This is a genomic window from Bacillus sp. SIMBA_026 (genome assembly GCF_046535335.1).
Taxonomy (GTDB): domain Bacteria; phylum Bacillota; class Bacilli; order Bacillales; family Bacillaceae; genus Bacillus; species Bacillus velezensis.
The window spans coordinates 1-19,969 of sequence record NZ_JAWRWX010000009.1; the positions used below are offsets into that span (position 1 = coordinate 1).

Below are 19,969 nucleotides of genomic sequence, written 5' to 3' on the forward strand. Positions count from 1 at the left end.
AAGACCAGCCCCGCTCACGCAAAGCTCTCCCGGCACTCCCACTGGCACAAGGCAGTTATTTTGATCTAAAATATATATTTTGTTATTTGAAATAGGTTTACCAATTAGAACCTTTTGATTTTCCGGATTCAATTCACAAACCGTAGAGCAAACACTGTTTTCTGTTGGACCATACTCATTAAATAATTGAACATCCTGCAACTTCCTAAAGTGCTTTTTAATTAAAGCATCACTGAACCCTTCTCCAGCAATTGCGACAAATCTCATATGGTTCAATCGTTCACTGATCATGTCTAACAGGTTGTTATAATAACTAGGTACAGCCAGTAAATTTGTAACCTTATAATCACCAAGAATAGTAATCAATTTATTGAGATTTAATCTTAGATCTTTCATTAAAACTAACTGAGCTCCAGAGACCAAAGTAGTAAAAATGTCTTCCACAGAACTGTCGAACGAAAAAGATGGCATTTGCAAAGTAACATCGGTCTCTTTAAATTGATAGTATTCTTTTCTCCAACATAGTGTATTTAGGATAGAACTGTGATTTACCATGACACCTTTTGGTTTTCCAGTTGATCCAGAAGTATAAATAATATAAGCCATATCTGAAGATTCATTAATAACAGGTAAGTTTCCCTTAACCTGATCCCTAAATAGTTCAAGATTAATATTGATACAGTTCAGATCAAAATCCGCATCTTCACTTTCTTTTTTCAGAAGTATTTCTATACCACTATCTTTTATTAAATATTTTACCCTGTCTCTCGGATATTCAGGATCAATAGGAAGATAAGCCCCACCAGCTTTTAATATCCCAAGCATACCTACTATCATTTCAAGAGAACGCTCAACCTTAATTCCTACAATCGTGTTTGGCTTAACACCTTTTCCCCTTAAAATGGATGCAAGATGATTAGCCTGCTCATTTAACTCTCGATAGGTTAACCTTTCATTCTCAAAAACAACTGCTATATTTTCAGGTGTCTGTTCAGCCTGACCTTCAAAAAGTTCTTGTATAGTCTTAGTTTTAGGGTAGTTTTCCTTTGTATCATTCCATTCTCCAAATAGAATCTTTTCTTTTTCAGAGATTATATGGATATCACCAATTTTTTTATTTTCATTGGAAACAACTTGCTCAGTTACTGTACTAAGATGGCCTTCGATATTTTCAATTAAAACTTCATCATAAACGTTACCGTCATAGGTTAAGACCAAGGTTAATGTTTCACCTAGGGTTACCGAAATGCTAAAGCTGTAGTTGCTTTGCTCTTCTGCATATAAATCCTCTACCTCAAAACCAATATCTAACTTGCCGTTTCGGGAAATACTGTCATCAACAGCGTAGTTTTCGAACACGATAATATGATCTATTAAATCTTTCTTTAAATCACTCAGTGATTGTACTTCAGCTAGATTCAGATAATTAAAATTGTTACTTTCTACCGCATTCCTTTGCACAACGTTGAGAACATCCTTAAACATCGTATCTTTATTAAGTTTAATTCTGGTGGGAATGGCATTGATGAATAATCCAATCATCTTTTCGATGCCATCAACTGGTGCTTCTCTTCCGGATACAATAGATCCAAAAATAACTTCATCTGTGCTATTGTATTTCGCTAGAACTGTTCCCCAGATACTCTGAAATAAAGTATTAAATGTTACACTGCATTGACTGGCCAGGGTCTTCAATTTGTTTGTAGTGTCTGTTGAAAATTCAATGACTTTTTCTTTACGGTCATACTCTCTATTATTAGTGATACTATTTATTTTAGGGATTTGGGTTTTTTCTTTGTATCCTTTCAAATAGTTCTTCCAATATAATCTGGCTTCCTCAATATCCTGCCTCTCCAGCCAATTAATAAAATCGCTGTAAGGTTTGGCTTCTTCTAGCTCAATGCCTTCCCCGCTGTTCATTTTGCCGTACAAGGTGAATAACTCACCCAAGATAATGCTCAGACACCAACCATCTAGAAGAATATGGTGATGACTCCAGACGAGTTTATACGACTTATCTCCAGTACGGATTACACTAACCCTGATTAAAGTGTCTTCTGCCAGGTTAAAACCGATTTCTTTATCCTTTTCTCTAAAACTCTGAATATAAACTTCTTTTTCTGATTGATCTCTATCTCTAATATCAATGTAATTAAAATCAATTTCTCGGTCAGCTATGATAACGTGTCTAGGTTCTTCAACGATCTCATATTCAAATGACGCTCTAAGTATCTCGTATCGTTGCATAACCTTATTGAAGCTCATTTTTAAAAGATCTGTATCAACTTTCCCGTTAATTTCTATTACAGTTTGTTCGAAGTATGCTCTAGAATTTCTATTTTCCAATGCATGAAACAGCATACCTTTTTGCATATTGGCTAATGGATATATTTTTTCAATTTTTAAACCTGCATATTTTTTCTTAATATCAGCAAGTTCATTAAGTGTTAGCTTGTAATCCCCATAATCATATGGAGTTTTTTCTGGCTCTTGCTTTCCTGAACAATGGTCAATTATCTTTTCAAGGCTTTCTTTAAATTTCTCATTGAAGACGTTAATTGTTTCTTCATCATACTCGGATTCATTAAAAGTTGTATTTACGTACAACTCATTGTTAATAATAATGGAGTTAATTTCTATTGGATTGTTTCGTGAAATTTTTCCTCCAATGCTCTCTCCATATGAGAACTTCGAACCTGAAAATCCATCGCGGTTAACATCGTTATCCATTTCCCCCAGATAGTTAAATGAGAAAACTGGTTTATGTTCTTCTAAATCAATCTCAGTCGATAAATATTTTATAATGCCAAAGCCAATACCCTTATTTGGAACTTTTCTAAGAATTTCTTTCACCATTTTTATATTTTCTGAAAGTCTCTTTTCTTCCCCTAAATCAATGAGTACAGGATACATAGTGGTAAACCAGCCAACAGTTCTGCTAATATCTATATCCTTAAAAATATCTTCTCTTCCATGTCCCTCCATGTTAATCTTAATACTGTTTTCTCCAGTAACTTCTCTCGCCCCTACTAGTAAAGAAGTCAACAAAATATCATTGATCTCTGTATTGTAGGCCCGGTTTGCCTCTCTTAATAAACTATCGGTTTTATTACTATCTAACTTGACACTTAACGTTTTACTATTCTCAAATGTGTCTCTGTTTATTTCTTTTTTTCTTGGCAGAAATCTAACTTCAGCCTTAGCTACGTTTTTCCAATAGTCGCTTTCCTTTTTTAAGTTCTTTCCATTGGCATAGCCCTGAAGCCTTGATGAAAAATGTTGAAAAGAATCGGATTTTTGCCCAATATCAAGAGTTTTCCCCTTTTCTGCTTGGGCGTATAAGGTTTCAAAGTCTTCAAACAATATTCTCCATGAAACTCCATCAACTACTAAATGATGAATAGCGATTAAAAGATGATCGCCGTCATCTGCATGGAATAAGCCCACATTAACCAATTTTCCATCTGTAATAGAAGACTTCTTTTGAATATCAGTTGCAAGTTCATATACTCTTTCTTCATCATTGTTCAAACCTCTGACATCATATACGTAAAAATTGAATAGTTCTTCTTTGAAGTCTCTGTTATATTGACTAATCACCTCTTTATTTACTTCATATATCATTCTTAGAGCATCATGATGCTCTAGGAGTTTATTGAATGCGGCTTTGACAAAGTTCTCATTAAAACCATCTTTTCTAAAAAGCATAAATGATTGATTAAAGTGATTTAATTCATCTTTATTCTTTTCAAAAAACCATGTTTGAATTGGTGTTAATTCTACTTTTCCCTTAACTATTTCATAGGTTTTAATCCGTTTTTCTTGTTTTTTCACATATTTGCTTAACTTTTTGATAGTTGGATTTGCAAACAAGTCTTTTACTTCCAATTTAAGATTAAACCTTGAGAGTCTGGAAACGATCTGCAATGCTTTAATGGAATCACCACCTGAAACAAAGAAATGATGGTTTATTCCTAAGTTTTCTATGTTTAAAATACCCTTCCATATTTTAACAAGTATACTTTCTACTTCATTTCTAGGTGCTTCATATTCCACCTCGGATAATGCACTTCTCTCTGGCGCCGGCAAGGCTTTTCTATCCACTTTATCGTTTGAGGTTAGCGGAAGTTTGTCCAACTGAACAAAATAAGCCGGTATCATGTAATCAGGCACCCGTTTCTCCAAAAACTCTCTGACTTCAGCTGGAGTCACCTTTTTTTCGCATACGAGATAACCGCAAAGGCTAAACCCTGAATCCTCTCTCGCTATGACAGCCGCTTCTTTTACATCCGGGTGCTCTACCAGATGGCTCTCAATTTCACCCAGTTCAATCCGATAGCCGCGCAGCTTAATTTGATGGTCAATTCGGCCGACAAACTCTATATTTCCATCCGGCAGCCATCTTGCAAGGTCTGCGGTGCGGTACATCCGCTCTCCGCTCACAAAAGGGTTGGACACAAATTTTTCCGCGGTCAACTCCGGATTGTTTAAGTACCCTCTGGCCACTCCATCACCCGATACGCATAATTCTCCTGCCACTCCGACAGGACATAGTCGATTATTCTGATTGACAATGTAAATTTCCGTATTGGCTATAGGTTTTCCAATCGGAATGTTCTGTCCCTTGCGGTCTGCGAAATAACTCGTGGTAACGCATGTGTTTTCCGTCGGTCCATACGCGTTGACCAATTGGTATTCAGTATCTGTCTTCATATTGAGCTGTTCTCCGCCGGAAATGAGCATCCTTAAGGAATGATTATCCTGCTGCATAAACTGTTCGCCCACCTTGTATGGAAGGGTTGCGACGGTAATGCCGTTTTCATTCATGTACTCATTGAGTTTCCCCATATCCAGCCGGATATCGCCTCTTAAAACGTGCAATTCAGCTCCCGTAATCAAACAAGGAAAAATCTCTGTAATGGACGCATCAAACGAATATTTCAGGTAGTTCGTAATCCGGTCAGATGCACGGATCTCATGGAAATTGACATACCAGTGACATAAATTCATCAGAGATTTGTGTTCAACTAATACGCCCTTTGGCTTGCCTGTCGAGCCTGATGTATAGATGACATAGGCCAGATCAGACGGTTTGTTCCTCACCGTTACATTCGTCTTTTCGGCTTTGGCAATCCGTTCATCATCCAGCGCAATCACACTTATGCCCATTGTGTCTGTAAAAGGAATCTTTTCAATCAAGTGCTCTTGTGTGAGTAATAATTTAGTGCCGCTGTCCTTCATGAGATATTGAAGCCGCTCCTCCGGATAATCCGGATCAATCGGGAGATAGGCCGCCCCAGCTTTTATGATTCCGATCATGCCCGCAATCATCTCAGGAGAACGGTCGGCCATAATGCCCACGATCGTTTCCGGCTGAACACCTTTTTGTAGAAGGAGCCGTGCGATTTGGTTCGACCGTTCGTTAAGCTCCCGGTAGGTGAGCGTTTCATGCCCGCATACGACTGCCGTTTGCTCAGGCGTTCGGTCTGCCTGTTCCATAAACAGCTGCTGGATGGTTTTATCCTTCGGATAATCTGTTTCTGTTTGGTTGAATTGACCTAAAAGAAGATGTCTCTCATCATCGGTTAAAATATCAATTTGATTTAAGGGAACCTCAGGATTATTGGAAATTTCCCTTAACACACTCACAAAGTGATTTGAAATTCTTTCAGCTGTTTCTTGTTTAAACAAGGCAGTACAGTATTCTAAATCAAATTTTATAGTGTCGTCAGTTTCAATAGCTGAAAGGGTCAAATCAAATTTGGCTATTTTAGTTTTCGTTTCAAAAGTTTCAAACTTAAGATTCTTAAAATGATCATCGGCAAACTCTAAATTTTGCAAGACGAACATTGTATCGAACAAAGCACTCCGGCTCATGTCCCTATTGATATCTAGTTTTTCAACCAACTCATCAAAAGGATAATCCTGATTTTCATAAGCCTTTAGAGCATTTTCTTTAACTTCCTTAAGATATTGAACGAAAGTTTTTTGGCCTTTCGGGAAATTCCTCATAGCAAGTGTGTTTACAAAAAGTCCTACAATATGCTTCAAATCATGGTGTGGTCTTCCTGCGATTGGAGAGCCTACTACAATATCATCTTGGTTAGTGTATTTCGAAAGGAGCGCTGTATAACTCGCTAAAAGCAGCATATAAATCGTAACGCCATTTTCTTTTGCAATTTGATTTAGCTTTTCTGTAAGCGTGCTGGTTATCTCAAAGCTATGTTGGCTTCCTTCAATGCTCTGTTTCAGCGGTCTCTTAAAATCTGTGGGCAGATTTAGAACAGGGATTTCATCTTTAAATACATTTGTCCAGTATGCTTCTTGTTTTTTTAATTCTTCTTTTGCATATAATTCTTTCTGCCAAGCAGAGTAATCCTTATATTGCAGACTAATAGGCTTCAATTCTTTTTCTTCATAAAAATGCGCTAAATCATGCATCAGTATTCCCATAGAAACACCATCTGAAATAATATGGTGCATATCAAGCATCAAAAGGTGTTCATCATCCGACAAGGTTAGAAGCCCAGCTCTTAAAAGGGGGGCAGATTCCAAATCAAAAAATTTAACAAACTCACTAACGATGCGATCAACTTCTTCTGAATCAACCTTTCTATATGACAAGTGAAACTCAACCCTCTTATGGATTTTTTGTATGGGCTCGCCATCTTCCATAGAAAAGGATGTTCTTAAAGATTCATGTCTTTCAATCAATTTGCAAAAGGACTTCTCAAGCTGTTTAATATTTAAGTCACCATTAATTTTCATAGCAAAAGGCATATTGTAGGATATACCGGTTCCTTCTATTTGATTCAATATAAATAACCTTTTCTGTGCAGATGAAAGTGGATAAAAAGCTTTTTCCTCTATCGGTTTAATAGATGAGTATACACCTTCCTTAGCTAAGATAATGAACTCTCCAATTCCTTTGATGGTTGGAGTCTGGAAAATTTGACGTAAGGGTACTTCTATTTTAAATTCTTTATGAATTCTGGAGATCATGGTTGTAGCCTTTAAGGAATGGCCGCCTACCTCGAAGAAGCTCTGGTTTATGCTTATTTTTTCTACACCTAAAATGTCCTTCCAAATGGATAATACTTTCTCTTCCACATCATTTGTCGGAGCTTCATAGCTTTCTAAGAAATTTGTTTCATCTGGTTGCGGAAGAGCAGCTCTATTCACTTTTCCGTTTTTGGTAAGCGGCAGATTGTCCATTTGTACAAAAAAGGAAGGAATCATGTAATACGGCAGTGATTGTTCCAAAAACGCTCTCAATTCTTTTACAAGATCGGATTTTGAATTACTTGAAGTAAAATATGCGCAAATGTACTGCTGTTCATCTTGATCTCTGTTTATATTGACAACTGCCTCGTTCACTTCGTTACATTTCAAGAGTTGGTTTTCAATTTCACCAAGCTCTATTCGATATCCTCGAAGCTTGACTTGATTATCAATCCTATCTAAAAATTCAATGTTTCCGTCAGAGAGCATGCGTACAAGATCCCCCGTCCGGTACATTTTTTCTTCTGGAACAAAAGGGTTTGGGACAAATTTTTCAGCAGTTAAGTTTGTATTATTCAAATAGCCCGTACTTAATCCATCTCCGGAGATACAGAGCTCTCCAGGCACGCCAGCGGGCAGCAATTGATTACCTCTGCCCACAACAAATACAGATGTATTTGCTATTGGTTTACCGATTGGAATGATTTCAGTTTCTTCGTTAATAAAATAATATGTTGAAAATACAGTACTTTCAGTCGGACCGTAAACATGGATTAACTTGTCTTTACCTAGTTTTTCAAGTGCTTTTCTAACATGCGATACCGAAACTCTTTCACCGCCAAAAAGAATTTTTCTTACGTTGTCTAAACAGTCAATCTCCAGATCAACAAGTGTATTAAACAGGGCAGTAGTAATAAACATCACACTGATATGATTGTTTTTAATGATCTGTGATAACTTGTTAATATCCAGCACAGCTTCCTTATCAATCATTACAAGCCTTGCTCCATTAAGAAGGGCGCCAAAAATATCAAAAATTGATCCATCAAATGAATAATTCGACAACTGCAAAATAGAATCAGTCTCAAAAATTTCAATATAATTCGTGTTTTTAACCACCCTGATTGCACTGTAATGAGGGATCATTACACCTTTTGGAGTTCCGGTAGAGCCTGAAGTGTATACAATATAAGCTGCATCTTGAGAATTATTTAAAGCTGGCAAATTTTCCGAGCTGTATTTGGAAAAATCTAACTTGTCTAAGCTAATTGCTTCTATACCAAATCGAGCCTTGTCCATAAATAAGTCTTTCGTTAATAACATAGATGCATTGCTATCTTTTAACATATACTTTACTCGGTCCCTAGGAGTGTCCGGATCAATTGGAAGGTAAGTTGCACCAGATTTAAGAATTCCTACAATTCCAATAACCATTTCAAATGAACGGTCAGAAATGAGTGCGATAATATTGTTGTTCTGGATGCCTTTTTCTCGAAGCATTTGAGCAATTTGATTGGACCTCTGATTCAGCTCCATATAGGTAAGACTTTTATTGCCGCAATGAACCGCAACACGATCAGGCGTTTTTTCAGCTTGCTCTTCGAATAATTGGTGAAGTAATTTATGTTTTGGATATAACTGCTTTGTCTGATTAAGCTTATTGAAAAGAATTTGCTTTTCAGTATCTGACAGTAAATCTATCTCGCCGATTTTCCTAGTGTCATTTTCAGAAACCTGTAAAGTAACATTCTCTATATGAACAGCAATATTGTTGATTAATTCTCTTTCATAGACACTTTCATCATAAACCAGCATTAGTTTTAGCTTTTTACCTATTCCTACAGTAATGCTAAAGTCATAATTACTTCTCTCTTCATCAGTTACAGAAACAATTTCAAAACCTAGGTCACTTTCTTTATCTTCAATTGCTTCTTTATCTACTGCGTAGTTTTCAAAGACCAATACATGATCTAAAAGATGATGATTTAATGTGCTTTGTGATTGAATGTCAGCTAAGCTAATAAAATTATAGTTGTTCGTATCCAGAGCACCTTCTTGGACTGATTTTAAAAGCTGTTGAAAAGTATAATCACTATCAAATGTAATTCTTGTAGGAATAGTGTTTATGAATAAACCTACCATATTTTCAATACCGTCTACTAAAGCATCCCTTCCTGATACAACCGTACCAAAAACGGCATCCTCAGTATTATTGTATTTAGCTAAAATCAGCCCCCATATACTTTGGACTACTGTGTTTAACGTGACATGGTTTTTGGTTGCCAGGCGTACGATTTTCTCTGTCATTTCTTCTGTGAATTCTATTATTCTTTCCCCTCTTTTATAATCACGTCCATTTTCATTAGAGAGTCTAGGAATAGTTGTTTTCACATCGTATCCCTTTAAATAATCGTCCCAATAAACCAAACCTTCTTCTGTATCCTGACTGTTTAGCCACTTTATATAATCGCTATACGGTTTTGGATCATCTAATTGATGCTTAGTTCCTTTTAATTTATGTGAGTAGATAGTGAATAGTTCATCTAATATGATTCCTATACACCAGCCGTCGAGTAATATATGATGAAAGCTCCATACCAATTTATAAAAGGATTCCTCTGTTTTTATCAAACAAACCCTCATTAGTGTGTCTTTTGTTATATCAAAACCCTTTGATCTATCTTCTTTCAAGTAATTCTCTATATAAGGCTGTTTGTCATTTAAATCAACAGCACTTATATCCATATAGTTAAACTTCATCTTTCTATCTTTTAGAATGACATGCAGAGGTTCATTCATTTTATAATTAAACGAAGCCCTTAGGATTTCATGACGCTTTATGATTTCATGGAAGCTTTCCTCTAGAAAAGCTTCGTTGATACTGCCTTTTATGTCCATAACGATCTGTTCAAAGTAGGCATTTGAACTTGTTCCTTTAATAGAATGATATAGCATCCCTTTTTGCATATTTGACAACGGGTATATTTTCTCGACTTTCTTTCCACTCATGACATAATCCTCCTAAATTGTTTCTGTAAAAAACCTCTAAAGAAAAACTCAGAATAATCTTGTGACTAGCTGTCTGCATGTTCATATTCATTCAAAAGTTCTTCAAGATCATCTAATGACAAATCATAGCCGTAATCAGATGATGTTTTTTCACTATCGGATTTATTGACACAGTGATCGATAATCATTTCTAAATGTTTTTTATACATCTTATTAAAGTTCTCAATCGCTGGCTCTGAATATTCTTTATAGTTGAATGTAGTGCTGATGAATAATTTGCCTTCTGACACGATAGAATCCATTTCAATTGATGCATCTCTGGCACTCTTTTCGCCTATATTTATACCGGTTGGCAACCATGATGAGGAAAATTCATGATCTGCAATTTTTGTATCAATTTCGCCTAAGAAGTTAAATAATATAGGAGGAGCCTGGTCTTCTAAAAGAATGTTTGATTTCGCCAAATACTTTAGTATGCCGTATCCTATCCCGTTATTAGGGACTTTCCTTAATGTTTCTTTTACTATTTTTATGCTTTTGGATATTTCTACTTCTTCATTTAAATCCAGATATACTGGATACAATGACGTAAACCAGCCTATTGTTCTGCTTAAATCTATATTTTCAAAAATATCCTCCCTTCCGTGTCCTTCCATTAGAACTTTTAACTTGTTTTCACCTGTTAACTCCCTTACTGTTATCAATAAAGCAGTCAGGAGCAAATCATTTATTTGCGTATTATAGGCTTTGTTGGTTTCACCTAATAATTTAGCCGTGAATTCTTCGTTTAAAGAGGTTCTAATTGTTTTATTGTTTTGATAATCATTTGAATTTTCATCTTGTGCTTTGGGCAAGAAGTGTGTTTTGGTGCTTGATATTGCTTCCCAGTATTCCACTTCTTTCTTAAGCAGCTTGCTGTCCGCATACTCTGTTAGTGTTTTTGAAAATTCCATGTAAGAACTAGTTTTATAACCCAAGTCAATCTTTTCTCCGTTTAGGGCCTGCTTGTATGCTGTTTGCAAATCTTCGAAAAGAATTCTCCAGGAAACTCCATCGATAATTAGGTGATGAACAACAATCAGCAGATGGTCGCCTTCCTGTGTTTTGAATATGCAAAGCTTCATTAGTTTCCCATTTGATATCGAAATCTCTTTCTGCAAATTGGTAGCTATATGCTGGACAAAGGCATTAGGATCTTTTTCATTGGAGATATCACAAATATTCAAATCAAAGGCTTTTTCGCTTAATCCTCGATTAAATTGGACAAAGGCTCCGTTTTCTTCTTTAAAGACGATTCTCAAAGCATCATGCTGTTCAGTAATTTTAGAAAAAACCGCTTCGGTAATATCTTCATTAAATCCATCTTTTCTAAAAAACATAAATGCCTGATTATAATGATTGAATTCGGTGCTGTTTATATCAAAATGCCTTTTTTGGATAGGAGTTAATGGCAAGCTGCCCTGAATGATTTCACTATTATTATTAGGTTGTCTGTCAAATAGAATATACTTGCTAAGATTTTTTATTTTAGGATTGGCAAACAGGTCCCTAATCTTAAGTTTTAATCCTTTCTTTGATAGCTTTGAGACGATTTGCAAAGCTTTAATTGAATCGCCCCCGATTTCAAAAAAGCTTTTGCTGATTCCAATTCCGCTTGTACCCAAGACATCTTCCCAAATAGTGATTAAATCCTCTTCTATTTGGTTTCTAGGAGGTTCATAATCTTCTGAACTGCTGCAAGGATAACCAGATCCAGCTAATGGTAATGCCTTTCTGTCGATTTTCCCATTGGGGGTTAGAGGAAATGCATCTAATTGAATAAAATAAGCTGGAATCATAAAATCTGGTATATGCAAAGACAAAAAATTTCTTAATTGATTTGCAGTTACATTTACTCCAGCAGTAAAATATGCACATAAATACGGGTTATTACTCTCATTATTTCGGGCCATTACCAATCCTTGATTTACATTCGCGTACCGCAGCAAGCAGGATTCTATTTCACCCGTCTCAATTCTATAACCTCTGATTTTGACTTGATCATCTGCACGCCCAAGAAATTCCAAGTTTCCATCCGGATGCCATCTGGCCATATCCCCGGTTCTGTACATTTTTTGTCCAGGTTCAAAGCAATCATCTAAAAATCTCTCGTTTGTAATAGAAGGCGTGTTAAGATACCCTCTTGCAACACCTTTTCCTCCTATATACAACTCTCCATATACTCCTAATGGCTGAGGTGTTAATGAAGAATTTAATACATAGAACTTTGTATTATTAAGCGGCTTTCCTATTGGCGTGTTCTTTATTTGGGGTAGACGGTCATAAGTTTCTTCATAATAGCTTGAATCTACCGCAGCCTCTGTTACCCCATAACTATTTATAATTCTTATGTTATCCCCAAATAATTCAAGCAATTTTCTATACTCATTTAAAGGGCAGCTGTCGGAGCCCAGGATCAACAGTTTTAAACTGTCGATATTAAGTTTTTTGTCATAAATATAGTTCATCAACGGAATGATAAGGCCAGGCGTTGACTCGAAAATATTAATATTATGCTTTTCTATTTCTGCATGTAATAATTCCATGTCTAATTTAGTATGATTTGACACAATATACATTGTGCCCCCATTCAATAAGCTCCTGCATAAATCCCCCGTAAAGACATCAAAGGACATACTCGCCAACTGAAGGAGCCTCACTTTAAATGCAGGCAATCCATAGTGCTCTCTCCAAGCGTAATGGGCATTAATTATATTTTTATGCTCTACCATAACGCCTTTAGGAGTACCAGTTGTGCCAGATGTATAAATAACATAGGCTAAATCAGACGTTGAATTGATGGCATTAAGATTACTTCCGTCTTCATGATACATTGTTAAATCATCAATATTTATTGCTTCCTGACGGAAATTCATTCTTTTCATGTAATGACCTTGTGTAAGAATGATATCTGCTAAACTATCATTTAACATAAAGTTTATTCTCTCTTGCGGATAATCAGGATCGATTGGCAGGTATGCTCCCCCAGCCTTTAAAATCGCCAGTATTCCTGCAGCCATATCTACAGATCTGCCGACCATTATTCCCACTATACTGCCTCTTGTTATTCCTTTATCCCTCATCGTTCTAGCTAGTCTATTTGCTTTTTCGTTTAATTCTTTGTAGCTTAGTTCTATGTCATCAAAGACCACAGCTGTTGCGGCAGGATTCTTTTCTACCTCATTTTCAAACAAAGCATGAATCGTGGAGACAGGAAACGGCGTCTCTGTATCATTAAATCCATATAATAGTATTTTTCTTTCTTCATCTGAAAGAATATTAAGTTCACACAATTTTTGATTTGGATTATTGACAATTGCTTGCAATAAGTTGTTCATATGGCTCGAAAATCGTTTGATTGTGCTTTCTTTAAATAATTCCGTACAGTACTCAAGGTCGAATTTTATATGATCAGAAAAATCAATGGCTGACAGACTTAAATCAAACTTTGCTATATCAAAGTCAATGTTAATAGGTTCAAATGTTAATTCATTTGCACCAAAGCTGGTTTCTGTTGAACTATGAAAAGAAAACATCGTATCAAACAATGCATTTCGACTTATGTCTCTTTGTAAATTTAATTTTTCAACAAGTTCATCGAATTGATAATCTTGATTGTCATAAGCATTTAATGTATTTTCTTTAATTTCTTTTAAATAGTCAGCAAACTTGATTTCTTGTTTAGGATAATTCCTCATAGCTAGAGTATTGACGAACATCCCTACAATATTCTTTAAATCTTCATGATGTCTCCCGGCTATAGGAGAACCTACAATAATATCCTCTTGACCTGTATACTTTGACAGAAGAGCCGTATAAGCTCCTAATAAGAGCATATACATCGTCACTCCGTTTTCTTTAGCCAAAACTCTCAGTTTTTGTGTTAATTCAGGCTCCAATGCAAAACCATATCTATGACCCTCATTACTCTGGATTTGCGGCCGGGGATAATCAGCAGGCATATTAAGAACTGGGATATCATCCCTAAAAACATGTAACCAATATTCTTCCTGTTTTTTTATGTTGTTATTGATGTATAACCCCTTTTGCCATTCGGAATAATCTTTATACTGTATTTTCAAAGGAGGCAAAGGTTTTCCATTGTAAGTATCCGCTAATTCTTTCATTAAAATATCAAGTGAGATACCGTCTGAAATGATATGATGCATATCAAACAGCATTATATGTTCTTCATGGTCAACTTTTATCATCTCAACTCTTAAAAGCGGGGCCTCTTCTAAATTAAACGGCTTTATAAACGTTGACATTTTGTTTGTTAAACTGAAATTGTCTGAATGGTCAACGTCAATCTTGAATTCTGGATCTTCAAAAATCTTTTGTACAGGTTCTCCGTTTTGTATGACAAAGGCTGTCCTCAATCCTTCATGCCTGTTAATCAATTTTCTAAAGGCATTCTCAAAGGCGTTTAGATTAAGCGGACCGCTTATTTTCAAAACAAACGGAAGATTATATGTAATGCTTCCCTTTCCTTCTATTTCATTGAGAATGTAAAGTCTTTTTTGAGCGGAAGACAGAGAATAGTAATCCTTTTCTTCAGTTTGCTTTATAGTGGAATAAATGCTTGTTTCTTGTCCATTTATCCATTCACTGAGTCCTCTTATTGTAGGTGAAGTGAAAATTTGCTTTAAAGGAATTTCTACTTTCAGTGTTTTAAATATTTTAGATGCTAATGAGAAAGCCTTTAGAGAATCTCCGCCTGCTTCGAAGAAATTATGCTTCACACCAATTTTTTCAATACCTAGAATTTCTTTCCAAATAGATGTGAGTTTTTTTTCTATATCATTTTCTGGTTCTTCGTATGTTTCTTCGATTATTTTAGTTAAATCTGGTTCTGGCAACGCTTTAAGATCAATTTTTCCGTTTATTGTAACAGGCATTTTTTTCACCTGCATAAAATACGAAGGAACCATATATTCAGGAAGTTCTTTTAAAAGAGCTTCTCTGAGTTTAAGTTTATCAATATTGTCATAATGTTCAGTTACTGTTAAGTACGCACATAGATATTTATTATTTTGATTGCCCTCTTTTACTGCAACTTTTGCTTCTTTAATATTTGTATGTTGCAACAACTGGTATTCTATTTCATCAAGTTCGATTCTGAACCCCCGTATCTTAACTTGATTATCTATTCTTCCCAGAAACTCAATATTTCCATCAGGCAGCCACCTAGCCATATCTCCAGTACGATACAGTTTTTCTTCTGAATTCCATCTATTCATTACAAATTTATTTTCTGTCAGCTCAATATTATTTTGATATCCTCTGGCTAATCCCTTGCCGCCAATATATAGTTCCCCGGCTACTCCTATGGGAAGCAGTTGAGAATGTTCATCTAAAATATAGACTTTATAATTACTGATTGGCTTGCCAATGGGTATACTTGTTTTCAGCCAATCCTTTGGGCTTACCTTATAATATGTGGCGCAAACAGTTGCTTCAGTAGGACCGTATGAATTATATACGTTCGCCGTCTTAAGCATATTTTTTATATATTCATACTTTAGAACATCACCGCCACTGATAAACTTCATGTTATTATTCAAAATCAAATGTTCATTCTTATCAATTTCATTTAATAATAATGGTGAGCAGCTGACTAATGTGATTTTGTGTAAATGAATTAAGTTAACCAGCTTATCAATACTCATCTCTCTAAGGCTTCTGCTAATGACAAGCTTCCCTGAGTTTAGAAGGATCGGGAATATTTCTTCTGTGAACGCATCAAATGAAAATGAAGATACTTGCAGGATTGAATCATTCTCATTTAAAGGTATTACTTTTGAAAAAGCATGAATATAATTCATAACATTTTGATGAGTGGTCATAACCCCTTTAGGTTTCCCTGTCGACCCTGATGTGTAAATTATGTAGGCTAAGTCAGAGGGTTCATTGATGTGATGCAGGTTTTCCTTACTTTGAAGACCGATGTTTTTTTCTCCAAACGAAACAATTTCTGTTGCGGTTGTCGATTCAAATTTATTTTTAAGATGTTCCTGACATACAATTATGTTTACACTGCTATCCTGGAGGATGTGTTGGATTCTTTCTGTCGGATATTCAGGGTCTATCGGCAAATAGGCTCCTCCAGCTTTTAAAACTGCTAATAATCCGACTATCATGTCTGCAGATTTTTCAGCAATAACCCCTGTGATTACATCTCTTTTTACTCCTTTTGCCCTAAGTATTCTTGCCAATTGGTTTGCTTTTTCGTTCAATTCCATGTAGGACATATACTTTTCTTCAAATACCAGCGCTGGGTGATTTGGTGTCTTTTCCACTTGCTTTTCAAAACATCTGGTTATATTTGAAGTTTCCATTAATTCAGATTTGGTATCATTGAATTTATGTAACAAAACATGTCTTTCTGTTTCCGAGAGAATATTAATTTCATTTAGTTTTTGTGCTGGATCATCAACAATTGAAACCAGCAAGTTTACAAAGTGTTTTGATAGTCTTGCAATAGATTCTCTTTGAAATAACTTGGTGCAGTATTGTAAATCAAAAGATAATTGATCTGGATATTCTATGGCTGTAAGGCTTAAATCAAATTTAGCTATATTTAATTTAATATCATATACTTCTGATGAGATCCCATCGATATTAAATGAGACATCATCTGCCGTTTGGATATCGAACATAGTATCGAATAGGGGATTTCTGCTTTTGTTATTGGCAATTCCCAACTTTTCCACTAAAGAGTCAAATTGATAATCCTGATTGTCATATGCATTTAATGTGTTTACTTTTACTTCTTTCAAATAATCAATAAATTTGCAATCAGCTCTGGGATTATTTCGCATCGCCAAAGTATTGATAAACATACCGATAATACTTCTAAACTCCGGACGAGACCTGCCCGAAACCGGAGTTCCGATTATTATATCTTCTTGCCCTGAATATTTTGAAAGCAGAATTGTATATGCAGCTAACAGAAGCATATATAGTGTTACGCCATTTTCTCTGGCAAGAGCTTTAAGCTGATACATTAGATTAGCGTCTACCTCAAAACCTAAACTGTCTCCTTCATTGCTTTGAAGCTGAGGCCTCTTATAATCTGTCGGTATATGAAGAGCAGGGATCTCGCCTTTGAATACGTTAAGCCAGTATTCCTCTTGTTTTTGTATACTCTTTTCTTCATACAGCATTCTCTGCCATTCTGAGTAATCTTTATATTGTATATTTAATGGACTTAACTCTATTCCATTGTAAATATCGCAAAGCTCTTTCATTATAATGACCATTGACAGGCCGTCAGAAATAATATGATGCATATCAAGCATCAATAAATGTTCTCCTTCTTGTACTTTTAATAATTCTGCTCTAAGCAGAGGAGCTTTCCCTAAATTAAATGGCCTTATAAAGGTTTTGATTCTCTCTGGTACATTTGCTTCTGGAATATCACCGTGCTCTATTTTAAAATTCACTTCTTGTTCTACTTTTTGTACAAACTCACCATCAATATTAACAAATGATGTTCTCAAGCTTTCATGTCTATTAATTAGCTTTTTAAACGCATCTTCGAGGACGTTCAATTTGATATCGCCCTTCAATTTCATCACCAAAGGTATATTGTATGTAGTCCCTTCTGTTTCCATTTCATGTAAAATAACCATTCTTTTTTGTGATAATGATAGGGGATAGCATCCGTTTTCAGTTGAAACAACTTTTGGAATTTCATCTTTTCTTTTAATATCTTCAGATTCCAATAATGTAATTATTTGTTTTTTATGCATTTTTATTCTTTGTTTGATTTCATTGGTTATTAACTCTCTGGGACCGATAATCTTTATTTTCCCTTTGTTATGGTATAAGAAAATATTTGATTTTTTAAGCTCATTTACAAAGCCGATAATGTCCATTATGATAATCAATCCTCTCACTTTACAATACCTGAATAAATCTTAGTGAAGCGACACCATAGAGCTCTTACACAAGGCTGTGCAATCTCAAAAATTGGAGATTGCACAGCCTTGTGTTAAAAACCGTAAAACGTTTATTCTTAAATCCCGTCTAGAAGAAGATCTTGATTCTTATCACACTTCTTCTTCAACATAATCCTGAATATCAATCTCGGATTCAGTGCCTGCCGACAAAATGGCATTCGCTAATTGTTTAACAGTAGGATTTTCGAAAGCATTATGAACAGATAAATTGGTATTCATTTGCTTGTTAATTGATGTAAGAGCGCTCATCACCTTTAATGAGTTCCCTCCTATATCGAAGAAATTGTCGGATATGCCGATAGGTTTGACACCTAAAAGCTCCTCCCAGATTAAAACAATAGTCTCCTCTATATAGTTCTTCGGCGCCTCATATTCCACCTCGGATAATGCGCTTCTCTCTGGCGCCGGCAAGGCTTTTCTATCCACTTTATCGTTTGAGGTTAGCGGAAGTTTGTCCAACTGAACAAAATAAGCCGGTATCATGTAATCAGGCACCCGTTTCTCCAAAAACTCTCTGACTTCAGCTGGAGTCACCTTTTTTTCGCATACGAGATAACCGCAAAGGCTCAACCCTGAATCCTCTCTCGCTATGACAGCCGCTTCTTTTACATCCGGGTGCTCTACCAGATGGCTCTCAATTTCACCCAGTTCAATCCGATAGCCGCGCAGCTTAATTTGATGGTCAATTCGTCCGACAAACTCTATATTTCCATCCGGCAGCCATCTTGCAAGGTCTCCGGTGCGGTACATCCGCTCTCCGCTCTCAAAAGGGTTGGACACAAATTTTTCCGCGGTCAACTCTGGATTGTTTAAGTACCCTCTGGCCACTCCATCACCTGAGACGCATAATTCTCCTGCCACTCCGACAGGACATAGTCGATTATTCTGATTAACAATGTAAATTTCTGTATTGTATATAGGTTTTCCAATCGGAATGTTATGTCCCTTGCGGTCTGCGAAATAACTCGTGGTAACGCATGTGTTTTCCGTCGGTCCATACGCGTTGACCAATTGGTATTCAGTATCTGTCTGCATATTGAGCTGTTCTCCGCCGGAAATGAGCATTCTTAAAGAATGATTATCCTGCTGCATAAACTGTTCGCCCACCTTGTATGGAAGGGTTGCGACGGTAATGCCGTTTTCATTCATGTACTCATTGAGTTTCCCCATATCCAGCCGGATATCCCCTCTTAAAACGTGCAATTCAGCTCCCGTAATCAAACAAGGAAAAATCTCTGTAATGGACGCATCAAACGAATATTTCAGGTAGTTCGTAATCCGGTCAGATGCACGGATCTCATGGAAATTGACATACCAGTGACATAAATTCATCAGAGATTTGTGTTCAACTAATACGCCCTTTGGCTTGCCTGTCGAGCCTGATGTATAGATGACATAGGCCAAATCAGACGGTTTGTTCCTCACCGTTACATTCGTCTTTTCGGCTTTGGCAATCCGTTCATCATCCAGCGCAATCACACTTATGCCCATTGTGTCTGTAAAAGGAATCTTTTCAATCAAGTGCTCTTGTGTGAGTAATAATTTAGTGCCGCTGTCCTTCATGAGATATTGAAGCCGCTCCTCCGGATAATCCGGATCAATCGGGAGATAGGCCGCCCCGGCTTTTATGATTCCGATCATGCCCGCAATCATCTCAGGAGAACGGTCGGCCATAATGCCCACGATCGTTTCCGGCTGAACACCTTTTTGTAGAAGGAGCCGTGCGATTTGGTTGGACCGTTCGTTAAGCTCCCGGTAGGTGAGCGTTTCATGCCCGCATACGACTGCCGTTCGCTCAGGCGTCCGGTCTGCCTGTTCCATAAACAGCTGCTGGATGGTTTTATCCTTCGGATAATCTGTTTCTGTTTGGTTGAATTGACTCAAGATCCGATCCTTTTCCTCATTTGAAAGCAGCTGAAGATCGCCGATTTTCTTATGTTCATCTTCTGCGGCCT

3 protein-coding genes are annotated in these 19,969 nt (G+C 36.4%); all 3 read right to left on the reverse strand.

Annotated elements, in window-relative coordinates; all coding sequences use genetic code 11:
- Positions 1-10,011 (reverse strand): amino acid adenylation domain-containing protein (locus SB847_RS20260; protein WP_410565310.1); only part of this gene is annotated, 10,011 nt, incomplete at its 3' end.
- Positions 10,012-10,076: 65 nt separating this feature from the next.
- On the reverse strand, positions 10,077-17,930 hold the full coding sequence (locus SB847_RS20265; protein ID WP_410565313.1) for an amino acid adenylation domain-containing protein: 7,854 nt from the start codon (positions 17,928-17,930) through the stop codon (positions 10,077-10,079).
- Positions 17,931-18,104: 174 nt separating this feature from the next.
- Positions 18,105-19,969: non-ribosomal peptide synthetase (locus SB847_RS20270; RefSeq protein ID WP_410565316.1), on the reverse strand; the 1,865-nt coding region annotated here is incomplete at its 5' end.